Consider the following 25,594-nt stretch of genomic DNA (forward strand, 5'->3'; position numbering starts at 1 on the left):
AAACACCCAAACAACGACGCTCCGTTCGGGTGTTGGCCCCAAGCCTTACAGCATTTTTCGCAAAATGAGTTTAAGCGCGCCCAAGCATACGCAATAAGGTGACATCCTTACTCAACAGGTGATGTTTAAACGCGTTTACAGTTGATGCTCTGTGTGATTGTCACCTACTGTAAACCCCGATTACAATTAATGAAGCTTAATAAATTCGCCCGCTAGCGCGCCGCTAAATATACCTGCTTTTATGTTGAACAAACACCCACTGATAATAACACACTTAGTTAGACGCAAGTAACTGACGAGCGGGTTGATTGTAACTAAGCGTTATTACATTTGACGCCAAATCATACGATGACAAGTATTTCGCAATACTCGTAAACGTGGTGGTATAAATTTTCGAACCATGATCATCGGTCGACACGCCATCCATAAATAAGTTTCCCATTGCCAATTTTGCACGGTTTACTCTAATACGCTGCGGCTTAAAATACGCTTTAGTGTTCGCTTTTAATTGCTGTTTATCTGTAGTTTGATAAATCGCTGAGTTAATCAGATCTAGTAAATGCTCGTTGCAATTTTGATATTTTGTTGAGTAAGGGTTTGATATAAGTGAGTAATTGCTATTGTGCAGAGTAACATTATTACCGTTAACAACGGCTTCAATTAGCCTTGTTTGTAGGTCACTGTCAGGAATAATTATACCCGCAGTAAGCTCAGGCACACCCCAAAAAAAATCCACAGGATAATCGGTCACTAAACTGCTTTTGTCTTTATCTTTTGGCTCTTGATACAAGTTATAAATAGCATACCCTTTCGCTGTGTCGCCGTTATCAAGGGCAATTTCCGAATAAATCGCTAATGCCGAATGGGTGAAATTAACGCCTTTTGGTAAATCTTTTTTCGCTTGCCCCATGCGCGCAATAATAAATGCACGCGCACCTTTTTTAGCGGCATAGTGCTCAACTTGTTTAGCAAATGCGGTGACATCCTCAACCGGAAACGTTTGCTTTTGTTGTTGCTGGCTGCCAGCAATGGCAGCCTTTGACAACAGCAAGCAACTAATTAACGCATATGTCCATTTCATAATGTTTCTCCCTTAATACGATTTAACCCGGAAATAAGTAAAAGTAGCTGCTAGAAAGTAATTTGTTATCCCGAATTCAGATTACTTAATTACTGCTTGCACTTTTTCTTCATTGCATGTGCAGGTGAACGGTCTACTGTGATAGTCACCTCGGTAATTTCAAGCGGTGCATCTGGTTTTTTGCTAAGTGATTTTGCAGTGCGCATTGCTTTATCGCCCGCAGCCATACTCACCATGCCAACGCTGCCAGCGGCAAGTAAGGGTACGGCTACTACACCGCTCGCAACTTGTGCTGAGCCTTTCGCTGAATGGGCCGTTGCAAGCGATGAGTGTTTGCTCGCCTCACTAAAGTTATCTGATGCTGCATTTGCGTGATACGGCATTGCCGCGAAAAGTACTGAACTGATTACAATTGATTTAATAAACTTCATGTTAATTCCTCTTGGGTGGTTCCGTTTACGCTTTTTAAATTAGGATAAAGAATTATTTATGTAAACCAAAATGGTTGAAGTATGAAATTTAAAGACTTAAAGTATCAAAAAATAATACCAAGGATGATTATGAGCCAAATTAAAAGCGTCACCTTAACGCTTAAACAACTGCTTAAACAACACAAACTCACCTACCGCGATGTTGCAGTGCATCTAGATTTAAGTGAAGCAAATGTAAAGCGTGTTTTTGCTAGTAATAACTTTTCGCTAACGCGGCTTGAACAAATTTGCCAACTGCTCAATATTAGCCTTACTGATTTGTTTTCATTAACTGAGAAACAGCAAAGCCAATTATCACAGTTAAACTTAGAACAAGAACAACAGTTGGTTGATGACCCTAAACTGTTACTTGTCGCGGTATGTATTCGCGATGGCTGGCAATTTGATGAAATTATTGAGCAATACGACATAGATCAATTCGAAGCGATCCGTTTGATGGCTAAGTTAGACAAACTCAAAATTATTCAGCTATTGCCCAATAATCATTACAAATCGCTTATCGCACAAGATTTTCGTTGGCAAAAAAATGGACCATTAGAGCGCTTTATGGAAAACGAAGTCATGACTAAGTTTATGGCTAACAAATTCGATAACATTGATGCATCTCGCTTTTATTTACGCGGCCGTTATTCACAAACTTCCATCGATTACATTAAGAAGAAACTAGAGCAGCTGACTAAAGAAGCAGCGCAACTCAATATTGAAGATGCCGATCTTGCCCTTGATAAACGCAAACACATGGGCATATTGTTTGCGATGCGGCCATGGGAGCCGTCGTTGTTCGAACAGTTTAGACGTGTAAAAAGTTAGTCTAGTAGCATAAATTAATACCATTAAGCGTAAAATAAGCAACTTTCAAATGTAAAGTTTACTTATTTGTAATTATCCCGATACTTGTGTGTAACTTAATTCACAAGCATGGAAAAATATTATGGATAATTTAAAACCAACCAGCGCATTTAAATTAAGCGCGATCGCAAGTTTAGTGATTGGCATGGGTGCGTATTTAATTGGCTTATACAATGCAACCTTACTGTTGAACGAAAAAGGTTATTACCTAATTATTTTGCTTTACAGTTTATTCGCTGCAGTGTCGTTACAAAAAGTTGTACGTGATAAACAACAAGGTTTACCTATATCAAAGCCGTACACAATGATTTGTTGGATATCACTGGCAATTGCTATTGCATTACTCGCGATTGGCCTGTTTAACGCCGATATGTTACTCAGTGAAAAGGGCTTTTTTGCCATGGCGTATACCTTATCGCTGCTTTCAGCCATCACAGTACAAAAGAATATTCGCGATATGTTAGCGTTCAAATAGGATGAAGAGCCCGCTCCACTGCCTGAAATAATTGAATAATAGTAATTAAAAGGGAAGCACGCTTCCCTTTTTTTACATTTGTAACCGCGTAATTACAACAATCACCAATAACTACAGGCTTACACTTTTCATTACTCTACACTAGCGCGAAATCTTACTATCAAGAGTAACGTCCGTGCTTATTAGAAAAACACTTATCGCATCATCGCTAATGATGGTGTGTGCCAACGCCACCGCTGGCGCTTTTCAACTCAATGAACACAGTGCATCAGGTTTAGGCCGTGCTTTCGCAGGTGACGCTGCAATTGCCGATGATGCCAGTATCGTTGCGCGTAACCCTGCTGGTATGAGCAAAATTAAAGATGCACAAATCAGTGGGGTTGTGTCATACATTGCGCCCGATGTATCTGTGTCTGGATTAAGTGCCTCAAACGGCAGTGATATCACAAGCTTAAATGACAACAGCATCGCGCCTTCAGCTGTCATTCCAGCTGGATATTTTGTGTTACCAATCAACGAGCGTTTGACGCTTGGTGGTGGTGCATTTTCAAACTACGGTTTAAGCACCGAGTTAGATGACGATTACAACGCGGGCCAACTTGCTGGCGAGACGTCACTTACCACGGTTAATTTTAATCTAAGTGCTGCATACAAGGTAACAGAGCAACTGAGCGTGGGCGCAGGTTTAAATTTAGTCTATGCCGACGCAAACTTAGTTCGACACTTTGGTGAAACAGCATTTAACCTACCAAATGAGTTAGAAGCAGCAAACTTAGAAGGTGATGATATTGCATTTGGTTGGAACATCGGCGCATTGTACGAAATAAACCATGACCACCGTTTTGGCCTAAGCTACCGCTCTCAAGTAGAGCTCGATCTAGAAGGTGATTACTCTAATCAACTACCTACCATGATTGGTGGTTTACAAGGCAAGGTATTACCAGGCGAACTTGCCATTACCTTACCTGATATTGCTGAGTTTTCGGGTTATCACGCTTTAACTCCAGCATTGGCTATTCATTACAGCGTGCAATGGACCGACTGGAGTGATTTCCAAGAGTTAGCCGCTTATGTTGAAGGCAAAGAAGACGCAGTATTTACCAAAACTGAAGATTTCAGCGATGCATATCGTGTATCGCTCGGTGCGAGTTATCAGCTTACGCCGACAGTAATGATCCGTGCAGGTATCGCCAATGACGCGACACCGAGTAACTCAGCGCACAAGTCAATTTCAATTCCAGATAGCGACCGAATTTGGTACAGCACCGGCGTAAGCTATTTTCCTAACAAACAGCATAAAATTGATTTTGCAGTCACTTTCATCGACGGTGAGTCGGTTAGTTTTGAAGAACGTGATGATTTAGGCCAAATTTGGGGCTTTGAATCACACGGCGACGCCAGTTTAGCTGCAGTGCAATACAGCTACACATTTTAGTAATAAAAAAGAGGCATTTGCCTCTTTATTTATGCCTCTTACAAACTCACATTTCTAAGTCGATATGCGGCATTTTTTATTATAAACATTATCAAACTGCTTAAACTAAGTTCGTCAACTTAAGTACTGCCAAGTGAAAAGGTGAATCGCTAAACGTTACTGAGACTAGACTTTATGCTCTAAATCTGTGATGGTGCTAGATGGTAAAAAAAATTATAAATGCTTATGCTCACTGAAGTTCCTCATTCTATTCCTCGCACAAACAGTCAACTTGGTCGTTTTATCGGACGCAACTTTCTAAAGTTATTAGGTTGGCGTGTCTCTGGGGCATTCCCAGATCAGTCAAAATTTGTTGCGGCTGTGGCACCACACACATCAAATTGGGACTTTATAATCGCAATCGCCGTTAAGCTTTCGTTAGGTATCGAAATTAAGTTTCTTGGTAAACACACCATATTTTTCTGGCCGCTGGGTGTTTTACTTAAAAAGTGGGGTGGCATTGCCGTTGAGCGCTCTTCTAAGCACGGTTTGGTTGCGCAGGTTGCTGATGTATTTCAACAACAAGACAAACTTATTCTAGGCATTGCACCTGAAGGCACTCGAAAACACACCCATGAATGGAAGACGGGCTTTTTGCACATAGCCTATGCTGCTAATGTACCTGTTGTGCCCATGACACTCGATTTTCGCACCAAAGAATTTATTGTAATGCCACCGGTTACACTAAGCGGAAATATTGAACCAGACTTAACCCTTATCAAACAACAATTTCCAAAGGCGATGGCTAAATATCCAAGCAATGTATCAGGTTAATTAGAGCACTGTGTTACGGGTGCAAATGCAACAAAATTGAACTTACTGTGCACTGAAAACGCCCTAAAATAATAAGGGTTGGCACTTAACTTGCTCATATTTTGTTCCACACAATACGTATGAAAGGAACTCAATCATGAATGTATACAGCGCAAGTAACCTCAGTGCGGTTAACAAACCTCAATCATTTCGGGTGACACAAGCAGATAAGACGCCTCAAGATACAGTGAACAAAAGTGTCAGTGATTCGGTATTAATAAGTGAACAAGCCCATAAAATGAATGAAAATTGGCAAACCATTGCCTCTCAATATGATGTGCACAGTATTTACGGCGATGAAATTCGCAGCCTATCTAAAGAGTTATTTGAAGGTGGCTTTATTGGCCGCGGTGAAATGATGGCAATTGGCGCCCCCACCTCAATGAATGAGTTACCAAATCAAAAGCATGATTTACTCAATGACATGAAGCACACCTATAAGCTAAGCACTTCGTTAGGCGCGCATAACAGCGGATCAAGTGAAGTTTATCTAAATGCCATCGACGTACTGACGCGGCTAGAACAAACGCGTATTCTATAACCTATTAATGACTTCATCTATCAGCGATGTACTATTCTAACTAATGCGAACAGAAACAAAAGTGCTGCGATTTCGCGGCTTTTAACTAACAACGGGCTGTAAAATGCCCTATTTGAAAATGAGTAACGTACAACAGCTTAACTTACGTGCGCGACGACTCGGTTTCGCCCTTGTTCTTTAGCTTGATAAAGCGCTTTATCAACACGTTTAAACATACTATCGAATGTATCATCGTCGTGTTCTCGCATCACTAAGCCGATACTCACTTTTGCCAACACGTCGTCTTGCTCCGTCGCTATGGCATGAGATGATTGAAAATCACGAATGCGCTCGGCTACCTTACTGGCTTGTTCAAAGTTTGTATGTGGCAAAATAATCGCGAATTCTTCACCACCGATACGCGCTAAAACATCTTCGTCACGTAAATTTCCAATCAGATTTTTTGCGATTGTTTTAAGCACTTCATCACCTGCGGGGTGACCATATTTATCGTTTATGCGCTTAAAATGATCGATATCGAGCGACATTAATGCAAATGGCTCGCCGCTGCGCACCGCTCGCTTAAATTCACGTTCGGCAACTTCAACAAAATAGCGGCGGTTATATAGTCCGGTTAAATAGTCGGTGTTGGCTTGTTTACGAAATTGCTCTTTGAGCTCATAAAGTTCTGTCACTTCGGTAGAAAAGCCAATAAGCGAACGGCGCCCTTGTTGCTCAAAGGGTACTTTTACACTTAGGTAGTGGCGCGTATTACCACTTTCATCCGTAACGGTTTCTTCAATCGTTTGCTTTTTGCCACTGGCAAATAATTCCGAATCACTTTGGTGGAAATGTGCAGCCATTTCAGCAGGCAATATGTCTTGCTCTTTCGCACCGATAATTTGTTTTACCGGTAAGCCAAACAACGAGGCAACTTTAGCATTAACATACATAAACTCACGAGCATCGTCTTTCATATAAATATGCGCTGCTACGTTATCTAATACAATATCAAGCAGTTGGTTTTGTTCGTGTACCTTGCTCTCTAATTCACGTTGCTCACTAACATCATTGGCAATACCAAATAAGCCGATAATATTTGCGTCTTCATCATAAATTGGCTTTTTTACAATGCGGTACGTTACTTCTTTATTAAAAGGCTTTACAAAATTCGTTTCTTCTTTTTCCAGCACGTTGTCTGTTTGCATTACGGCGCGGTCATTCTCAATGACTTCTTGAGACTTCGCTAAGTTGAAAAAGTGACTATCGTCTTTTCCGAGTACATCTTCTTCATTTAAATCAAACACATTTAATACGGCTTGATTAACATAGGTATATCGTCCATCTAAATCTTTACTAAAAATACAAGCACCCACGTTATCTAACATCCTTTCTAAAATAGCGATTCGCTTCTTTAATTCAGCCGTCATTGGTCACCTAATGTCAGTTTGCTTGGAATTATTTACCTACGCGACATAATTAATCGCCACACTAGTGTGTACGGGCATGAAACAATAGCGTGTATATTACTCAAGTATATCTTACTTTGCGTTTTTCTCACACTTTTAGATATGAAAAATAAAGTAACAATATCAATTAAGTCATACACTTATATTTAGTGCGGTTTTTAAATAGGTAAACTAGCGTAAATCTTGTGATTTAACTAAGCACAGAGCTTTTGATTGCATAATTATCAATAAACTAGGTACAATTTAGCGGCCAAAAAAATAATAATAAATGCGCGTAATGTTAAAACCTTGTTTGTTTTTGCTTGTTTTATATTTGAGTGTTAATTCCGTACTCGCCAAATTGAATGCCCCGTGCACGCATTGCCCTATTGTCGTGGCCGTTAAAGACGCCAGCTTATTTGACGCAAATATTTATTACCGCGACAGTTACCGCGCGCTTAGCACAGAGCCAAAAAGGCTCAAACACGCTATTCACAAAGACATCAATCGCGAATTTCACACCCTTAAATATAAAGAAGTGTGGTCGGTACTCACCTACAGCGATGAAGAGCCAAATAATCGTGAAAATATTCGGTTAATTTATAAAAACACCTCAATTTCAAAACAACATAATGGCACCGGTAAATTTAGTCGTAATCAAGATTATTGGAACCGAGAACATACTTGGCCAAAAAGTCATGGTTTTCCTAAGCGCTCGCAACAAGGCTATACCGATGTTCATCACATAAAACCCGCCGATGTGTCACTCAATACTCAGCGCAGTGATAATGACTTTTTTAATGGGGGCATGCCTATTAAAGAGGCTCCCTGGAATAAAAAGTATAAATCACAATCTTTTGAGCCACACAACGGGGTTAAAGGCGATATTGCGCGCATGATTTTTTATATGGACGTGATGTATGAAAGTGGTTCACACCATGATATGCCAGATTTACAAGTTGTAACGCATCACGATACTGCACGCAGCAAAATCGAAGACGGCGTTGGCCAGATTGGCGATTTATGCACGTTATTACAATGGCATTTTGCCGACCCAGTCGATAGTTTTGAAATTAACAGAAATACGCTAATTTATACCTTTCAAGCAAATCGTAATCCCTTTATCGATCACCCTGAATGGGTTACGTTTTTGTATAAAGCCGATTGTGATTAAATCGTCTAATTTAGCTTTTACACAGTCTAAACAAACACGTATGTTAAATTTGCAACACCAGTAAACATCACTGCTAAGAAAAGGAACAATTATGGATTTTGCACTTTGGATAAGCCTTGTCGGAGTTTGCGCAATCGGTGCTATGTCCCCAGGGCCTAGTTTAGCGGTGGTGTTATCTCATTCTATGACTCGCGGGTTAAAACAAGGGCTGATTGCCAGCATTGCCCATGGCGTTGGAGTTGGCATTTATGCAACACTTGCGGTTGTTGGATTAGCGGGTTTTATCCATGAATTTCCTATTGCCTATAAAGTTATTTTATTTTCTGGTGCCGCTTATTTAGTTTATCTCGCAGTTAATATTCTGCGACAAAAAACAAATCATTTTGAGATCACTAATAATGCAAATACGGGGAATTTTGCTGCAGCGCAAGATGGCTTTGCCATTGCATTTTTAAACCCAAAACTCGCTATATTCTTTTTGGCGCTATTTTCACAGTTTATTGACCCAGATAGCATAACGATTAGTTCAGCGGCTATTATGTGCATTACTGTTTTAGTGATCGACACACTATGGTATTGCTTGGTCAGCCTTATTACGAGTCATGCTAATCAAAAATTTGAATTGTTACGATACGGCAAAGCAATTAATAATATTCTTGCCATTGCATTTATTTTGTTGGCAATACGCGTTGTAGTAACCAATATTTAGCGGCTGGCGTGTATTAAGTTTCAGGCCAAATCGTTTTTAAATTAAAATGAGATTAATGGCCGCGTTACTTTGTAGAACAACAAAGTAAAAATAGAAAGCGATAGCAATAAGCTGAATACGAAAAGATTGAGAAAAGTATATGGCGTTTAACGTAACAGTGATTGGTGCAACAGGCCTTGTTGGTAGCAAACTAGTAAAGCAATTAATTAAATGTGACCAAGTTAGGCACATAAATTTACTGGTAAGGCGAAATGTTGAGTACAACCATGCCAAAGTAACATGTCACGTTATTAATTTTGATGAGCTAGCGCAACATCACACATTGATAAACGGTGATATGTTATTTTCTTGTTTAGGCACAACAAAACGCCAAGCGGGTTCAATTAACGCACAACGTATTGTCGATGTTGATTATCAATATACAGCAGCAAAAATTGCAGCGGAAAATGGCGTTAGTCGCTATATTTTGCTGTCTTCTAGTGGCGCTAATAGTAAAAGTGTGAGCGCATATCTCAAAATGAAGGGCGAGCTAGAAACAAAAATAAAGGCGCTACCTTTTAAACATATTAGTGTTTTACAACCGTCATTACTTTTGGGGAATCGAGATACGTTTCGTCTTGGTGAATATTTAGCAAGTTTGATATTACCTACACTGTGTAAGTTAACTTTCTTAAAGCGCTTTAAACCGATAACCGCATCGCAAGTAGCAACAAAAATGCTCGATGTGTCACTTAATCAAGCATCACCGTTAGCGGTTTATTCACTCGACCAACTGTTTGAGTTAGATAAAGACTAATCAGGCTATTTACTACAAGTTCGTTCGAACTTTTAGATTACCTACATACCAATTTTCCTGAAATCGCATTGCGCTCAATGCCTTAAGTAGTACAGTAATCAAGCTTTTAATATTTTCCTTCCATAAAAACAACTAAAAATAGCCATGCTTTTTGACTAAGAAGATGAGCTTTTTTTACATTCACATTGCCTAATTTTGATCTCAATTCTTAACATATCCAATTGATTAATATTGGCAGTCTTAAACACATTTTTTACATCGAAAACCTTATGTAGCCGCTAATTAAATAAATTATTATTGTTTAAATTTCACCCGAAGATACATTAAACAAAAACCTATAACCTTTTGTATTATTTGAATTTTAAATTATTCACAAAGGTTTCATTTCGTGCGTAAATGTAAACCAATACAAAATATAATGTATACAATATTTACACGGCAAGCATATCCATGTTACATCTATTTACATAATGTATACATTATACTTTCGCAACAATTCAGGATATGCAACAATGATAAAAACAAGCAATTTACTCAAGCGTTCGGCATGAGCCCTTGCCGTTTCCGGCGCTATCGCAATAAGCGCACCAACGTTTGCAAATGATACCTTCAACGGCACTGTGAAAGGTGTCGTGTCAAATGCACAACAGCAAGTACTCGAAAATGCTACGGTTACACTAAAACATAAAACAAAAGGCGTAACACGTACTATCACAACCAACGAAGACGGCAGTTATACCCTACGTAAACTACCTGTTGGTGAATACATTATGACCATTGAAAAAAATGGTTATGAACAGATCATCGAGCAAGATCTTCTGGTGACCGTAGGTGGCTCAGTTGTATTTAACAATACAATGTATTCGGTCGGCACCGATATGGAAACCATAGAAATTACCGGTAGCAGCATTGCGCGCGTTAATATGGAATCTTCTACTGGTGGTATCGTTGTTACAAAAGCTGAACTAGAACGTTTACCTGTGGAAACAGGGTTTGAAGCAATCGCGTTACTGACACCAGGTGTTGTAAGTAACGGTGAATTTGGTGCATCAAGCATAGGCGGAAGTTCGTCTGCTGAAAATGCCTATTATTTAAATGGTATTAATATTACCAATATCAAAACCGGTATTGGCTCTATTGGTTTACCATGGGAAGGTGTTGCGCAAACCGAAGTTATGACAGGCGGCATTGACCCTAAATTTGGTGGTGCTTTAGGTGGTATTGTAAATGCCGTATCAAAATCGGGGAGTAATGAATGGGAATTCGAAGCATACGCTCGTATCGACCCTGAATTTACGCGTTCACACCACGACAATTTAATCGATAGAGAAGGCAATTACTTCTCAAACACAGCGCAAGATGAAAGCACGTTTACCCGCTACTCAATCTCGGCAGGCGGCGCTTTAATTGAAGATACCCTATTCTTTTATGGTGTTTATGCGCCGCAAAAGAATGATTACGAAAAAGGAAAAAACAACACCATAGATATCGGTGAAAATACATCAGATCGTTACCTTGCTACTGTTGACTGGTTTATTACCGACGATCACTCAATTACTGCCACAGCCATTGGCTTTACTAACAAAGGCAAAGGTAAAACTTACGCAAACGATTGGCAAACAGAAGACGTTGGAGAGTTCCTAAGTGATTATAAGTCGCGTACAGGTGGCGATATTTATGGCTTAACATATTCAGGTATTCTCAATGACGATATGTCGATTGAAGTGGTTGCTGGTCGCACTGTAGATAAAACGTATAACTCAGCAACCAGCTCAGATCCACTCGTGTGGTCACAACTCTCAGGTAGCTGGAACAAAATCTCACAAGAGTCAGCATCATCAATTACTGAGAGTGAGTTTATTCGCGATCAGTTCCGCGCAGACTTTAGCTGGACACTCGACGACCATGATATCAAGATTGGTTTTGATTACGTAAATATTGATGTTGATTACGAAAACAGTCCAAATGGTGTTGGTGATCGCGCTGGTTGGTGGGAAGTACTTTACGCATGGGAAGGTAACCCAGTTGGACACCCTGCGGGCGAAGCATTTATTGATCAACGCGTAAGAACCGACTTCACTAATTCAGAGGTCAACTCAACCGCATTCTACATCCAAGATACGTGGATGGTTACCGATCAACTAACCTTAAATTTAGGCCTACGTTACTCAAGCGTTTACAATACAGTCTCTACGGGTGAAAAGTACGTAGATGTTGACGACCAAATCGCCCCTCGCCTACAAGCGATTTATGATTTAGGTGAAGGCACGTCAAAAGTATATGCCACCTTTGGACGCTACTACCAGCCAGTATCAGCAAACATGAACATCACGCAAGGTGGCCAACGCAGTGATATTCATTACTACTATGAACTCGGTGATTTAGATGCAAACGGCGAACCAATGCTACTTGCTGATGGCTCACCAAGTACAGGTGCATTTTTAGGTGAAGATGTTGTACAAACTGGTGAGATCAACACGGGTATGATTGTTAGCCAAGACCTAGAAGCCATGTATTCTGATGAAATTACAATTGGCTATCAAGGTGAGTTTTTAGACGGTGATTTAGTTTATGGTGTACGCGGTATTTATCGCGACTTAAAGAAATCAATTGAAGACACCAACTACGGCCCTGTAATGCGCAAATGGTTTGCAGAAAACGGTATCGACAGCGATCCGGGTTACGCTTATATCTTGAATAACCCAGGTACTGACCTTGATATTTTCTACGATACAAATGGCGACGGTGTGGCCGAGCGCATTGTTATTCCAGCAGATTACATCGCATTACCAGACCCTAAGCGTAAGTATGGCGCAATTGAAAATACCTTAAAAGGCAACATTGGCAACGATTTCCATTATAACGCATCATACACTTGGTCGCACAGCTGGGGTAACACCGAAGGACTTGTACGTACCGATAACGGTCAAGCCGATCCAGGTTGGACAACCTCTTATGACTATGCTGATTTAATGGATCATTCAAGCGGTAACCTGCCAAATGACCGTCGTCACTCATTTAAAGTAAATGGTTATTACAACATTACTGAAAATCTTGTGCTTGGCTTTAACGCGCGTGTTACTTCAGGTGTACCAATTAGCCGATTCTCACGTCACCCAGAAGGCATTGATAGCTGCGCAGCGAGCTCAGTGTGGAGTGAATGTAATAGCCGTGGCTATGACCATGTATCATTCTATGATGCTGATGGTAACCCTGCTCCACGTGGCACATTTGGCGAAACAGATTGGCTAAAAGAGTTTGACTTAAGCCTAGCTTACAACATTTCAGTTGCCGGTAACCCACTTGAGTTAAAAGCAACAGCATTTAACGTGTTTAACTTCGATACGCAAACAGCTGTTGTACAAGAACATGCGCGTGACGGTGAAAACGGGCAAGAAGTGAATCCAAACTGGGGGATGACATCATCACGTTTAGGAGCACGTTACCTGCGTTTTGAAGCACGTTATTCATTCTAATTTACGTACGTAAATAACTAAAAAGCCCGAAAATTATTTCGGGCTTTTTGTTTTACATAATCAGGTCAAGTAACCTAAGTTCAAGTTACGTAACAGACTCAAAATCATCGCTTAATATTAGCTGACCTTGGTTATCACAATGAATGTAATTTTCTTGCGTTAAATACTCGATTACCGTATCAACATCGCTATCTGCCACGCCAGACAGTTCTAATTCATGGCGCTTAATTGGCTTTGGGTGAGATGTCATCAACTCACTTAATACCACGCGCATAATTAATTTATTTTTACGACACATAACACTTCACTTACGGTTGTTTTATGTACAACCACTTTGTACCATAAAAAATCAATTTCGCACATTTTTTATTCAAAGCAAATTTTACGCAACAAAAAACCCGAGAGTGCATCTCGGGTTTTAATACTAAAATCAGTTAATTAACTTAGCCTTTTGGCTTGTCTTCTGTTAACTTCTCAATCACTAAAATTAAGCCCAAACCAGCCATCGCTAACGCAAAGCAAATTAAAGCTTGCGGATCTTGTCCCGTCAGTGTGTGGTATGTTTCCGGCCCAATATTCGTTTGACTAAGTGGCTTTTCAATACCTTTCGAATTGGTATAAGTCGTTACCACTTGCTTCCAAGGCCACAATAAATTTAGTGAGCCAAACAAAAAACCAGCCAATAACGCAAAGGTTACATCTCTAAAACGTGCTAACAACCAGCCTAAAAAGTGCGAAAATGTCATTAAGCCAACAACACAACCCGCTAAAAATAAACCGATTAGCGGTAAATCAAAAGAGGTAACCGCGCTTAATACATGGCCGTACATACCTAACAACAACAAAATAAAACTGCCAGAAATACCAGGTAAGATCATCGCACAAATGGCAATTGCCCCTGCGACAAAATAATACCACCAGCTTGCATTGGCCTCTGCTGGTGCCAGCGAAGTAATCGTAAAGGCAATTAAGGTTCCGATAATGCATGCAATAACGGTTTTTATATCCCAATTCTCAAGCTGTTTTGCAATATGTAAGAAAGACGCGATAATTAATCCGAAAAAGAAAGACCAAACAAACGTTTGATGATTGGCCAACAAGTAGGTGATTACTTTCGCCAAAGAAAGTGCACTTAATGCTAAACCACCAAAAACAGCAACCAAAAAATTACCATCAATATGTTGCCATAATGCTTTTATTCCACTTTCCTTTAACACCTTAAACGCAGTTAAGTTAACGCTACGTATTGCGCTTAACAAGCGTTCGTATATGCCAGTAATAAATGCGATAGTTCCCCCTGAAACACCGGGAACTACATCAGCCGCGCCCATTCCAGCACCTTTTAAAAAGGTCATTACATAGTCTCTCAGCGTATCTTTGTGCTGTGACATAACCTTAATTTTCTCCATAAATAAAAACTAAGCGTATATTAGGGTAAGTCGCACCAGAATACTATCGTGAGTTATCACCCAATAACATGAAATCTATTGAATTTTGCGTACCTAAATTGTAGAAATTATTGCGCTATATCAAAAGCATCACTGGTAAAAACACTACTATAGTAGTAAAGGAAAACATTAAGGTGCAGGGAGGTACAGGTTTAAATAGGCGGATGTATATGCTTACCCCCCAACAAGCAAGACAGCGACTGCGTCGCGTTAGCTCATTAGCGATTAATGAAGCATCAAATTTAGATAGTTTATTAACCGATTTACTATCTGAAGGCTGTCACTTTTTATGTGTCGATCAAATAACTGTTTGGCTAGTCAATGACATTGATTCAGCTGAATATTTACATTGCGTTGCCAGCAGTTGCGAAATTGATGTGCAAACAATACCCACTTTAGATATCGCACAGCACCCAGACTACTTTGAACGCATGTTCAAAGGCGAAACCATTATGGCAAACCACCAGCTGCAAAATACCCACAATGATCAGTCTGATAACGTGGCTAACACAATACTAGATACAGTTATTTTTCAAAACGGTAAAGCGCAAGGGGTGATCAGCTGTAAAACAAAAAGCCCTCACTGCTGGAGCAACGAAGATATTGTATATGCCGAATCACTGGCTGATAGCTGCAGTCGGCGACTTATGGCGCTTGAAACACTAAAATTACAAAACAAACTAAGCGAACTGGTGTTTGTTGATGCGCTAACAGGCCTCAAAAACAGGCGTTATTTTAATGAACGCGTACAAAGTGCTAAAAATTCGCAATATCGCATACAAACACCGCTTTCACTTATCATGATCGACCTAGATCATTTTAAACATATTAACGACGAATTTGGCCACAAAGCCGGCGACATCGTACTTTCACAATTTGCTCGTACGTGTCAAAACCAATTGCGTTTGGAAGATTGTTTATGTCGATACGGTGGCGAAGAGTTTATAATAATTTTGCCCTATACTGACGAACAACAAGCAACCCAACTCGCTGAAAGACTAAGAGTGACCATTGAAAATATGGTAATTCAGCACGAACAACGCATTATAAAACTTACCGCAAGTTTTGGTGTTGCAGAAATGGCGTTAGAACACTCTATTGAAGATACAATTAAAAAGGCTGATGTCGCTGTTTATCGGGCAAAAAACGCAGGTCGAAATTGTGTAATTACCCTTAGATAAATGTGCTATTACACCAACTTAATGTTACATACAGCTTAACTAAGATTAAAAACTAATAGCTGACTAATATTAAAGCGACTACTTAAAACCTCTGATGAATTGCTTTTTATTGAAGCAAAGTGGTAACAATATCTCATGAAATTAGGTTAACTAATTCAGATTAACAGACCGCGGCACCTAAGGTGCCACGACACAGCACTTAATTTCTATTAGCGCTTAACCAAACACATTTCAAGGTTTACTCATGTTCTCACAATCAAACACCATATCATTTGGCACATACTCCACTTAGCACGCATTAATAGTTATTGTTTTAGCTGTTGCAAAAAAGCAATGCAGGCATTTTCAATCAGATCGAGCACCCTCTCAAAGCCGTGGTCGCCGCCATAATAAGGGTCTGGAATTTCATCAACCTCGTTATCACCGTAACTTAAAAACAGTTTCAGTTTATGTTGATACTGCTTGGGGCAAATCGCTTTTAAATCCGATAAATTGCTTTTATCTGCACAAAGAATCTCATCGAAGTATTCAAAATCATTAGCCGTCACTTGTCTCGCGCGAATTGATGAAAAGTCATAACCACGAGTCTCACCGGCAGCGCATGACCTTGGGTCTGAACGCTCTCCAGCGTGATACGCAATAGTACCCGCTGAATCTACCTCAACATTAACACCTAACGAAGCCGCTTTGGCTTTAAGCACCGCCTCACCCGTAGGCGAACGACAAATATTACCCATGCATACGACTAGTACTTTAAAAACTTGATGTTTATCATTTTTCACACTCATAAAATTTACCTAAAAAGAATCATAAAACCACGATTTATTTAAGCCCCTATTTGCGGAAGCACACCTCGTCTAATGTTTTTATTGTTCAACATAAATATTATTAATGACATTCGACATATACCCTTTTTTCTCTTTCACTTGATACTTCGTAAGTTTTTTCCCTTCACCGACTCGTCCGCTTGAAATAGCAACTAAGAAGTACATAGCGCGACTATTTCCCGAGATAGCAAGTCTACGGTTATCTACCGATACGTTAGGTATGTAAATACTTTCTAAACTTTCAAAGTGTTTTGTGACCAAAGTAATATCTACTTGTTTTGGATAAGTTTTCTCAGCACACCAACATTCAACTTCTAACTTTAATCGTTTTGAAAACAAACTTACCCATTCCAACTGATGTAAAGACTCTTTATTCAAAGGGTGCAGATACCTTATGATTTGTCCAGTCAATAAATAGCCAAGATAATCAATTGCATTGAACTCCAATTGATTATCTAAAACAAACGAATCAGTGACACTCAATTTATTATCAAGTATCTGAACTAAATTACCCCTTAGTTTCCCATCTGGGTTAACAACGATTCTAACTGGTAGTAGTAAGCTGTAACTTACTAATACACAGAGAAGAAGAGTAACTATAAAAAATTTATTTAAAGGCATAACTTGCTTATAAATCATTATTCGGGATTAACGGCAAAAATTACTGGGTAAGTAAGCAATTCTTTCCCTCCACCATCACTGAGTGTTATAACGACATCGATTTCAGCATTACTAACAGGCTCAGAGCTCATCATCTTAAAGCTCATTCTTATAGTATCATTGCTTATGAAGCTTGCCCCTGCTGTGTTGATGGTTATTCCTTGTGGCACAGATGAAAACTGACTATTCAGTCCTCTAACTTGAGAAATTAACTCTTGTGAATCAGTTATATCAACATAAAAATCAGTAGTTCCACCTTCAGTTACATTTACCACAACAACAGGAACACTTGTGTCTATTGTTATTGGTATAACTTTGCTTTGGGTCTGACCATTACTTTCAGCTGTAATATTAATTTGATGATTCCCGTCAGCTAGCGTCAGTTCAACAGAAAAACTACCATCGCTGTTTACAACAGTAATATTCCCATCAACTTTAACCTCTGATTCAACCTGATTAACGCTACCAGTTACCAACACCTTATTAGAGGAAAAATTGGTATTGGGCTTAGGCGAAAGAATCGTTAGTCTTAATTCATCAGGATTTGCATCTTTCACAGAAATAATTTGCTTAATCACCTCTGTTTTGATAACTGAGTTGCCAGCATCAAGAAGCGTTAGCGTTAAGTCTAATAGGTGCTCCCCAACTAACGCACTTGTATTTGCACTATATTTATAATCAAAGCCAATACCATTTTGCGTACCATACACACTAATCATATTGAAGTTGATACCATTAGGGTTATCAGACAAAGAGTACGAATACCGCGCGACTTTAGACAATTCATCACTTGTCAGCGAAATGATCTGAGAGTGAGTTGCACTTTCACCACCTTGAATAATTTCAATTACTTCCATATCATCGGTAGAGTTTATAGTAATAGTGACAACCTTTGTAACCTCATTACCGTTTTGAACCGCTTTTACCACTATATCATGTTCGCCAGGCATCAAGTTTAAGGATAGAGAAAACGCTCCCGTTGACTCGACTTGTGCTTGTAAACCATTGACAGTTACCTGAGAGTCAGAATGCGATACCGTTCCTGTAACCGTTATATCTGGATTATTAAAAACTTCACCACTTGATGGAGAGAGAATATTTAAATCTAGACTTTGTGTAATGACTTCAAAAGTAATGTTCTCTTCTACAGATTGGTAACCATTGTCTGCTCTCACTTTTGCAGTGTGGACTCCTTCCGAAAACGCCAACTCTTTTACAAATAAACCATCTGCATCTAGCGTTACTACTTGACCATTGATTTCTACTTTAGCTAAAACATCACTGACGCTTCCTTCAAATACAATTTGTGAATGATTAAAAGACGCGTTTTCTTTTGGTGAAATTAATGTCAATACAAGTTCATCGGTGTTTACATTCACATCGTAACTACGAATATACTCTTGCTCTAATGTGTTAGCTTTTACAGTTATTCGGTTAAACCCTTCATTTAACGTTAGATTATGAGCAAAGTTACCATCGTTATTTATCGAAACAGACTCACTATTAATCTGTAACTCTGCACTAAGATCATTCACGTTACCATTAAGGAGGTAGTTTAAAGTTCCAATTTTTTGGTCTTGCTCTAAATTATTAAAACTCACTGTTAAACGCTCTACACCAACATACACAGTCGCATTAACATAGCCTGTGTGGATAACATTGCGACTGTTATCCAATAACTCAATCGCAGTGGAAATATTATAAATACCCGGGACCACAGATTGTTCAGTTGTTACAGCATAATCAAAAATGATGGTATCTAAGGGTGAGCCAGTCATTTTATTGAAGCTAATACTAAGTTGAATCCCTTCAGGGGGAGAGTCAATAAACAAAGTGCGATAACTGCTCAATTGAGATAATATACTATTGGTTGTTTCCAACGCCCACTCAGATGTAACACTCGCGCCAACAGCAACTTCAATGTGTACTTGTTCGGGCTTATTTCTGGTCACAATGATACTCTTCGTGTCACTGCCAAATTGGTTAGCTGCAACAATTTCAATCACATTCTCGCCTAAGCTTAAAGGATAGTTTTGAGTAAAATCACCTGTCGATGGCTCAACATTGACAGCTATTCCGTTAACTGTCACTTGCGCATTTTTATCATCAACATTTCCCTCTAAATCAATAGTCTCAGAAATCGTAACGACATTCGATGAATTAGGGGAAGAAACCACTACGGAAGGACCACTTAACGCAACTTCAATGTCCACAAGCTGTTGTGACAAACCACTTGCATTCTTTCCCTCGAATATCAATTGGTGGTTTCCAGTACCAAATTTTAAAGAATGGAGAAAATTGCCATCGGTATCAATAGTAATTTTTTCACCATTCACAAATAACGAATCCAACGGAATTGTTGAGTCGACATAACCTTGAACTGTTATTTGCTTAAGGCCATCATTAAACAGATTAAACACTTCATTTTGTACAGGGCTAGTAACGGTAAATTTAGGCTTTGGCATTTCTTTTCTGATTATCTTTACTGTTTTTTCAGTAACCAGATCATTTAAAGAAGCTTCAGCTCTTATAGATACTAAGTTTTCACCTAGTGTTAAAGGGATATTTAAATAGTGATAGGAGTCGAACTCTGAATTATGACTTGAAACATTGTCTTTATCTAAGAAATGTTTCACTGCTAATTCGCCATTAATATATACATTCGCAAGCTTGTCATTTGGTGTATCAAGTTTAAAACGTATTTCAGAAAAAAATGTTTCATCACCATCAACAAAAGAAATTAGCTCGATATTTGGTGCAACAGTACTGTCTTCAAGCACATCAATATAGCTTAAAAATCGCCACTCGTCTGTTATGTTAAGCTCCGGTGAACTTGTTCTAAAATTAGCGTAATGAACAACATTTTTTTTACCTGACGACGCGCCACCCACTAGAGTTTCTACCCCCAAGCCAATACTGCCTATATAGATACCTTTATAGTTATCTTGATTAATGCCGACTTGAGTAAAGGAATTCATGTTGATATCGCTATGAGCGTTATCGTTGCGCTCTGAACGCGGTATATAGCCTTCATTGTGATACCTAATAAGTTCAACTTCCGACACCGCTGAAAACTCCTGACCGGCCTCTAATGTATATGTTAGAGGTTCAAAATTAAGCTCAAAATTCTTACTTATGACCTTACCGACAGCATTTTCAACAGATAAAGTAAAATGTTTTTCGAGTACATTCTGACGGCCCAAAATTAGTAAATATTCATTTATCCCATTATTGAGCAGTTGGCGTTTTATGCCCATAGGGCGACCATTCAAAGTTGCCTTCGTAGGTATAAAATTAGCTACGCTAGCCAGAATTGTTGCATATTTACTACTTGATGTGGCCTTGTTTCGATGACTCCATATATAAATTTCAGGCTGGTTATTTATTTCAACAAAATCCGCTGTGAAATGTATTTTTTGTGCAAAAAGCTGTTGTTCTTGACCAAAAGCGCGAATAAATGAATCAGAATCGACAGTATCTCCCTTTTTTACAAGCGATTGATAAATCTCGTAAGGGAACTCTATAACTAATTTTCTGTTTTGGAGTTCATTTAATCCGTGGTCAGCAACAACTTTTCCTTCAAGAATTCGCCCATATGCCCCGTAAGAAGAACTCGCATTTCGTGGCACTGGAGCTTGGAACAATTCTGATTCACGACTGTGTTTCCAACCAAAATCAAACTTAAACGCTTTTACCTGTTGATAGATTGTGTCTGGAAGGGTAATAGGGACATAAATAGAGTCCGGTTTTATAACCTTTAAGTCAAAATGCAACGGTTCAAAAAACACTGTTCTATGGAGTGTTTGTATCACTCCATCTGAAAATTCTATTTGAATAGAAATTAAATTACGCCCTTGTTTCAAGGTATTTTGAAAGTGTAAATTGGTTAAGAATATGTTTTTGTTATTTGCATCTAGCCATTCACCATTGTTTACTTTCACCTTTTTCATTTCTACAGTTGTTGCGATTTCAATGTTGGGCCAAGCAGTATGGATTGTTTCTCTATCCACTAAGTTAGTAATTTTAGCGCCGTGCTTGAGTCGATTCACCTTTATTGGAAATGCTGTTTTTTTGCCACTTTTTTCACCAGTCACATAAATCCAATTTTCACCTTCAAGTAGGTTAATCTCTTTAGAAAAAGACCCATTATTCAATGTAGTAACCGGTATACCATTAATTTTAATGTCGATATCTGATTCAGAAGCCGTGCCCGCAATAACAATCTTGTCTGTAGGCACATGTTCATCATGAGTATGAGATGTAACCGTTATATTTGGGTAACCAGCTGGGTGATAGTCTAAACGGTATGTTTCTCTATCAACCACATCATTCCTTTTCAATTCAAACTCTAGGTAATTTCGGCCAGCAGATAAATTAACTGGAATATCAAAGTAACCATCATTAATAGCAATACTTGAACCCTTGTATTCAAGTGAGTGCGCATCAATAAGATAACCTTGGAAACGAGGATTCGACATAGTTTCAACTTCACCGTCACGGTGTGAAGTCACGACCATTGCTGCACCACCATTTTCTTTAACTAGCGTAATATGAAACCATATTTCATCAATATGACTGATTGCATTGTAAGCATGCGTCACTTCAAAGGGGATCGAAAAATCATAACCACCATAAGATGGATCAATGCTTTTAGATTCAAAATTCATTGTTAGGCGAGGTATATTTTCCAAATCTTTATTTACGACACTGGCCATAAATCCAAGTTCGCTTAGTCCGGAGTAAACCTCTTTCCACATTGCTTTTGGCGCAACGACTTCTTTATCTAAGTGGTTCGCTTTGATGTATTTTGGTGGCTCTAAACGACCATAACTGGTCAAGCTGGTTGATTGTTCAAACGCTACATCTATATTGCTGCCAGCCAATAAAGTAATCGTCTTAGGTTGGCTGTGTAAGTGCAGGATTCTCTTAGATTTCACACCATATTGACCGTAGCCAATTATGTTAAGCACATTGTCCCCAGCTTCAAGCGGAATAGGATATGCTGTAAATACACCCGTATCTAATCGTGCTTCTACGCCATTGACTGTTATCCTCTCAGTCCCCTGATAACTTCCCGCTATAGTTATCGATTTTGCATTAACAGACTGCCTATCTTGATGAGAGGTAATATGTAAATTAGGCGCAACCGCATATTTTACAGTTAGTTGATAAACTATTGCGTTGCCGTATTGGTCTCTGCCTTTAAACTCAATTACGTTTTCGCCAAACACCAATTTATAATCAGACAGATTAAAACTGCCCTCAGAAATGGCAACAGCTTGCCCATTAATAAGCAAACTACCAGTTGGTGTATCTATGAATCCTCGAATATCAATTGAAGATTCAGATACAACTAAAATATCTTGTAAATTGCTAACCGTGAGCCCATCGTAACTTCGTGTAGCTGGCTCAATAAAAAATTGCTCGACGGCATTAATTATATAACCATTGGTTGATAGTATTGGAAAGTCTTCACCCGATAGCTCACCATTGACAAACGCCGCGGTTTGATACAGCCCTGTGTTTGAATTTATACCCACAATAGACTCGAGTTTATCCGCACCATATTGTGTCAAAATATCAAATGCACTCGTTCCAAACCCTATGCAAGGCAAAGCAATCAAGTTTTGCCCAACTTTTATCTCCGCAGAGTCACATTGAAAGTGACTAACACTATCGATCAAACGTTCTGCAATTGCCTCTACAACGATGGCTTGAGATTCAATCACAGCAAAGTTTTCACCTTGCCACTGATTATCATCATAATAATATTCTGCTGAAATGTTTCCTGAACTATCTAACAAAGCAATTTTACTGATGAATTCATGCCCTCCTAATTTAGTAACCAGTTCTTCAGCGTAAGGCGTTTTTAGTAATTCAGGTGGATAGTAAATAAGGTTACGTCCATTAATGAGCTTAATATTTGGGATCGTGCTCTGTGAACCTTGAATCGCTTCTTGTAAGTTAGAAACGCCATCGTTATCAAAATCGGCATTTGCGTCAGAGATTTCATTCGACCACGAAAATGCATTGTTAGGATCAGTGAATAACTCGTTTAACTCAATGTCATTAGACAGGCCGTCCCCATCGATATCGAGATCACAAGCATCGCCAAATTCATCGTCATCAAGATTGCTTTGTGATTCATTATGAATTTCAGGACAATTATCAACACCGTTCAAAATACCATCACCATCAATATCATTCGGTGAAATATCACAAACATCCCCTTTGCCATCGTTGTCAACATCCGCTTGGTCTAGATTTGGCGTAAATTGACAATTGTCATTAGTAATAAATGATGCACCTGACAACAATAAATTAGTTAATATATTTGGGTTTTGATTACTATAGGATTGGTACGCTGATCCATCTTCTGAAGTTAAAAATAATGTCGCTCCCTCAGATGGCACATGACTGGGTAATCGAATTTTGTTAACCCCTACATCAGTTGTTATTTCCAATTGACTGTGGGGTTGATTGATCATCACACAATCACAGTTATAAGGATCAATTGTCGCAATCAATTGGCCAACTGATGATTGTTGTTCTTCAGTCTGTGGCGCCTCATCGTAACGATGTAACGACAAATCAAACTCGCCAAGTGGGATCTGTTCACCTGTATCAGCCAACTGTTTTAAGAAATACACTTTTGCAACGGAATTTCTTGCAAACTGTAAATTAACACTCTTTACCATCACTAAACGTGAAAGTAGTAGCGCATGAGCAGACGGTTCACCGACCTGATGATAATCCAACACTGTATCGTTATCGTCATCGTCATCGCACAGATCACCAAGTGTATCTTTATCGTTATCTTTTTGTTCAAAGTTATGTGCTAATGGACAATTATCACTCACATCACCAATCGTATCTCCGTCAGTATCCTCTTGATTTGGGTTTGCTATTAATGGCGCATTATCAAGGTAATCCTCAATGCCATCGTTATCATCATCATCATCACATGCATTACCTAGTGCGTCATTATCTGTATTCAGTTGCGCAGCATTTGCAATACTCGGGCAATTATCATCTTTATCTGCAATACCATCGTTATCTTGATCTGCATGCGGAGGATGATTTTCATTACTTTTTGGGTCAAAGCCTGCAGCTACCTCTTCACCATCTGAAAAACCATCACCATCTGAATCTACAGAAAGTGCATCAGTTTGGTAAACCTCTGCTTCTTGGTAATCTGAAAGGCCATCATTGTCTGTATCTGAATGCACCGCAGAGGTGCCCAGTACTTTTACTTCTTGGTAATCTAAAATACCGTCTTTGTCAGTATCTTGCGAATTGGCAGCCGTACCTAGTCGATACTCTTCTAAATTTGTTAATCCATCATTATCAAAGTCAGCTTGCGCATCGTTTGTATTCACACTTAACCCATTTTCCAACTCATACCAATCAGGTATGCCATCACCATCAGAATCCTTTTTGTCAGATGCAAATAATGTAAAGGGCACAAATTGCAATTTACCCGTTTGAGAGTTAGTGGCTAATGTGTACTGGCTATTTTCAATACCCGTCACCTCATGCCCATTAATTGATAACGCCGAAGTATCGACTGTTATGTGCTTTTCTCCATCAGCCACATTCGACAAACTAATAGCCGCCATATTCTCAGGTAAAGCATCTCCAACAACATGAGAAAGCGGGTACTTGCTGTTAGGAAAATGGAAATAAACCAAGTTACCACGCGCAGAATCACTGGTCTGATGTTCGATATAGGCAGCTAAGCTGTCATTAAGCACAACATTCGCTCTCGACATCGTTTTTACATGAAAAAGCGCACCAAAATTGGGCACGGTAACCCTATTGCCTTCAGAGTCACTTTGCACTACTCGAAAATAATAATCGGTACCTGGTTGCAAGCCTGTTACCCGCGTTCTAAACAGGCCCTTTGTTAGTAAGATTTGACTAATGTTGCTGTCTTGCGCATAGGTGAATTGTGTCTCATTATGCGTTTTGACAAGTGATAAAGCCCCTTTTGGCTCCAAAAATACTTCAACTTGCCCTGAGCTATCCTCAGGTGCTGTCCAAGCAACAATAAATGAGCGGGTATTTACATCTGAAACCTCAATACTTGAAGGAAAGACCGCCAATGTTGCGAACGCTGGTAAACTTATAAAAGAAATAAGTGACAATAAAAAAATGATTAATCTCATAGTA

At 39.2% G+C, this 25,594-nt stretch carries 18 protein-coding genes; 10 read left to right on the forward strand and 8 right to left on the reverse strand.

Going from position 1 to position 25,594, the window contains the following annotated elements; translation table 11 throughout:
- Positions 1-274: 274 nt before the first annotated feature.
- Both L1068_RS02570 and L1068_RS02575 read right to left on the reverse strand, forming a co-directional pair.
- Positions 275-1,081, reverse strand: coding sequence for a DUF2145 domain-containing protein (locus L1068_RS02570; RefSeq protein ID WP_237128933.1), 807 nt, complete (start codon positions 1,079-1,081; stop codon positions 275-277).
- Positions 1,082-1,170: 89 nt separating this feature from the next.
- Entirely contained in the window at positions 1,171-1,512 is a 342-nt protein-coding gene (locus L1068_RS02575; RefSeq protein WP_237128934.1) for a hypothetical protein, read from the reverse strand.
- Positions 1,513-1,641: 129 nt separating this feature from the next.
- Here L1068_RS02575 and L1068_RS02580 point away from each other — a divergent pair, with 129 nt between their 5' ends.
- The 5 genes from L1068_RS02580 to L1068_RS02600 all read left to right on the forward strand — a co-directional run bounded on the left by L1068_RS02580 (position 1,642) and on the right by L1068_RS02600 (position 5,724).
- On the forward strand, positions 1,642-2,382 hold the full coding sequence (locus L1068_RS02580; protein WP_237128935.1) for a helix-turn-helix transcriptional regulator: 741 nt from the start codon (positions 1,642-1,644) through the stop codon (positions 2,380-2,382).
- Between the two features lie 121 nt (positions 2,383-2,503).
- Positions 2,504-2,896 carry an inner membrane protein YiaA gene (gene yiaA, locus L1068_RS02585; protein ID WP_237128936.1) on the forward strand — a complete coding sequence of 131 codons (393 nt, stop codon included), beginning with the start codon at positions 2,504-2,506 and terminating at the stop codon, positions 2,894-2,896.
- A gap of 175 nt (positions 2,897-3,071) precedes the next feature.
- A complete protein-coding gene (locus L1068_RS02590; RefSeq protein WP_237128937.1) occupies positions 3,072-4,331 on the forward strand; it encodes an outer membrane protein transport protein in 1,260 nt (419 codons plus the stop codon).
- A 219-nt stretch (positions 4,332-4,550) separates the two neighbouring features.
- Complete coding sequence (locus L1068_RS02595; RefSeq protein WP_237128938.1) at positions 4,551-5,144, forward strand: 1-acyl-sn-glycerol-3-phosphate acyltransferase; 594 nt, start codon at positions 4,551-4,553, stop codon at positions 5,142-5,144.
- A gap of 136 nt (positions 5,145-5,280) precedes the next feature.
- Positions 5,281-5,724: a hypothetical protein gene (locus tag L1068_RS02600; RefSeq protein WP_237128939.1), complete on the forward strand. Its 444-nt coding sequence runs from the start codon at positions 5,281-5,283 to the stop codon at positions 5,722-5,724.
- Between the two features lie 137 nt (positions 5,725-5,861).
- On the opposite strand, the gene L1068_RS02605 is transcribed toward L1068_RS02600, so the two are convergent.
- Positions 5,862-7,133 (reverse strand): diguanylate cyclase, encoded by a 1,272-nt coding sequence (locus L1068_RS02605; protein ID WP_237128940.1) that lies wholly within the window; start codon positions 7,131-7,133, stop codon positions 5,862-5,864.
- A 412-nt stretch (positions 7,134-7,545) separates the two neighbouring features.
- Here L1068_RS02605 and L1068_RS02610 point away from each other — a divergent pair, with 412 nt between their 5' ends.
- From L1068_RS02610 to L1068_RS02625, 4 genes are all read left to right on the forward strand, one after another.
- The gene (locus tag L1068_RS02610; protein ID WP_237128941.1) at positions 7,546-8,325 is read left to right on the forward strand and encodes an endonuclease; all 780 of its coding nucleotides are present in this window, start codon (positions 7,546-7,548) and stop codon (positions 8,323-8,325) included.
- A gap of 91 nt (positions 8,326-8,416) precedes the next feature.
- Positions 8,417-9,034, forward strand: coding sequence for a LysE family translocator (locus L1068_RS02615; protein WP_237128942.1), 618 nt, complete (start codon positions 8,417-8,419; stop codon positions 9,032-9,034).
- Positions 9,035-9,173: 139 nt separating this feature from the next.
- The gene (locus L1068_RS02620) at positions 9,174-9,830 is read left to right on the forward strand and encodes an NAD(P)H-binding protein (protein WP_237128943.1); all 657 of its coding nucleotides are present in this window, start codon (positions 9,174-9,176) and stop codon (positions 9,828-9,830) included.
- A gap of 620 nt (positions 9,831-10,450) precedes the next feature.
- A complete protein-coding gene (locus tag L1068_RS02625) occupies positions 10,451-13,306 on the forward strand; it encodes a TonB-dependent receptor (RefSeq protein WP_343221828.1) in 2,856 nt (951 codons plus the stop codon).
- Between the two features lie 85 nt (positions 13,307-13,391).
- On the opposite strand, the gene L1068_RS02630 is transcribed toward L1068_RS02625, so the two are convergent.
- Positions 13,392-13,604, reverse strand: a complete 213-nt coding sequence (locus L1068_RS02630; RefSeq protein WP_237128945.1) for a hypothetical protein — start codon at positions 13,602-13,604, stop codon at positions 13,392-13,394.
- 145 nt (positions 13,605-13,749) lie between these two features.
- Positions 13,750-14,697 carry a DUF368 domain-containing protein gene (locus tag L1068_RS02635; RefSeq protein WP_237128946.1) on the reverse strand — a complete coding sequence of 316 codons (948 nt, stop codon included), beginning with the start codon at positions 14,695-14,697 and terminating at the stop codon, positions 13,750-13,752.
- Positions 14,698-14,924: 227 nt separating this feature from the next.
- On the opposite strand from L1068_RS02635, the gene L1068_RS02640 reads away from it, so the two are divergent.
- Positions 14,925-15,935: a GGDEF domain-containing protein gene (locus L1068_RS02640; RefSeq protein WP_237128947.1), complete on the forward strand. Its 1,011-nt coding sequence runs from the start codon at positions 14,925-14,927 to the stop codon at positions 15,933-15,935.
- Between the two features lie 305 nt (positions 15,936-16,240).
- On the opposite strand, the gene L1068_RS02645 is transcribed toward L1068_RS02640, so the two are convergent.
- The 3 genes from L1068_RS02645 to L1068_RS02655 all read right to left on the reverse strand — a co-directional run bounded on the left by L1068_RS02645 (position 16,241) and on the right by L1068_RS02655 (position 25,590).
- The gene (locus L1068_RS02645; protein ID WP_237128948.1) at positions 16,241-16,723 is read right to left on the reverse strand and encodes a low molecular weight protein-tyrosine-phosphatase; all 483 of its coding nucleotides are present in this window, start codon (positions 16,721-16,723) and stop codon (positions 16,241-16,243) included.
- 78 nt (positions 16,724-16,801) lie between these two features.
- The gene (locus L1068_RS02650; RefSeq protein WP_237128949.1) at positions 16,802-17,383 is read right to left on the reverse strand and encodes a hypothetical protein; all 582 of its coding nucleotides are present in this window, start codon (positions 17,381-17,383) and stop codon (positions 16,802-16,804) included.
- A gap of 17 nt (positions 17,384-17,400) precedes the next feature.
- Positions 17,401-25,590, reverse strand: coding sequence for a thrombospondin type 3 repeat-containing protein (locus tag L1068_RS02655; RefSeq protein WP_237128950.1), 8,190 nt, complete (start codon positions 25,588-25,590; stop codon positions 17,401-17,403).
- Positions 25,591-25,594: the final 4 nt, after the last annotated feature.

The sequence above is a fragment of the Pseudoalteromonas sp. MMG024 genome, assembly GCF_021654175.1.
Taxonomy (GTDB): Bacteria; Pseudomonadota; Gammaproteobacteria; order Enterobacterales; family Alteromonadaceae; genus Pseudoalteromonas.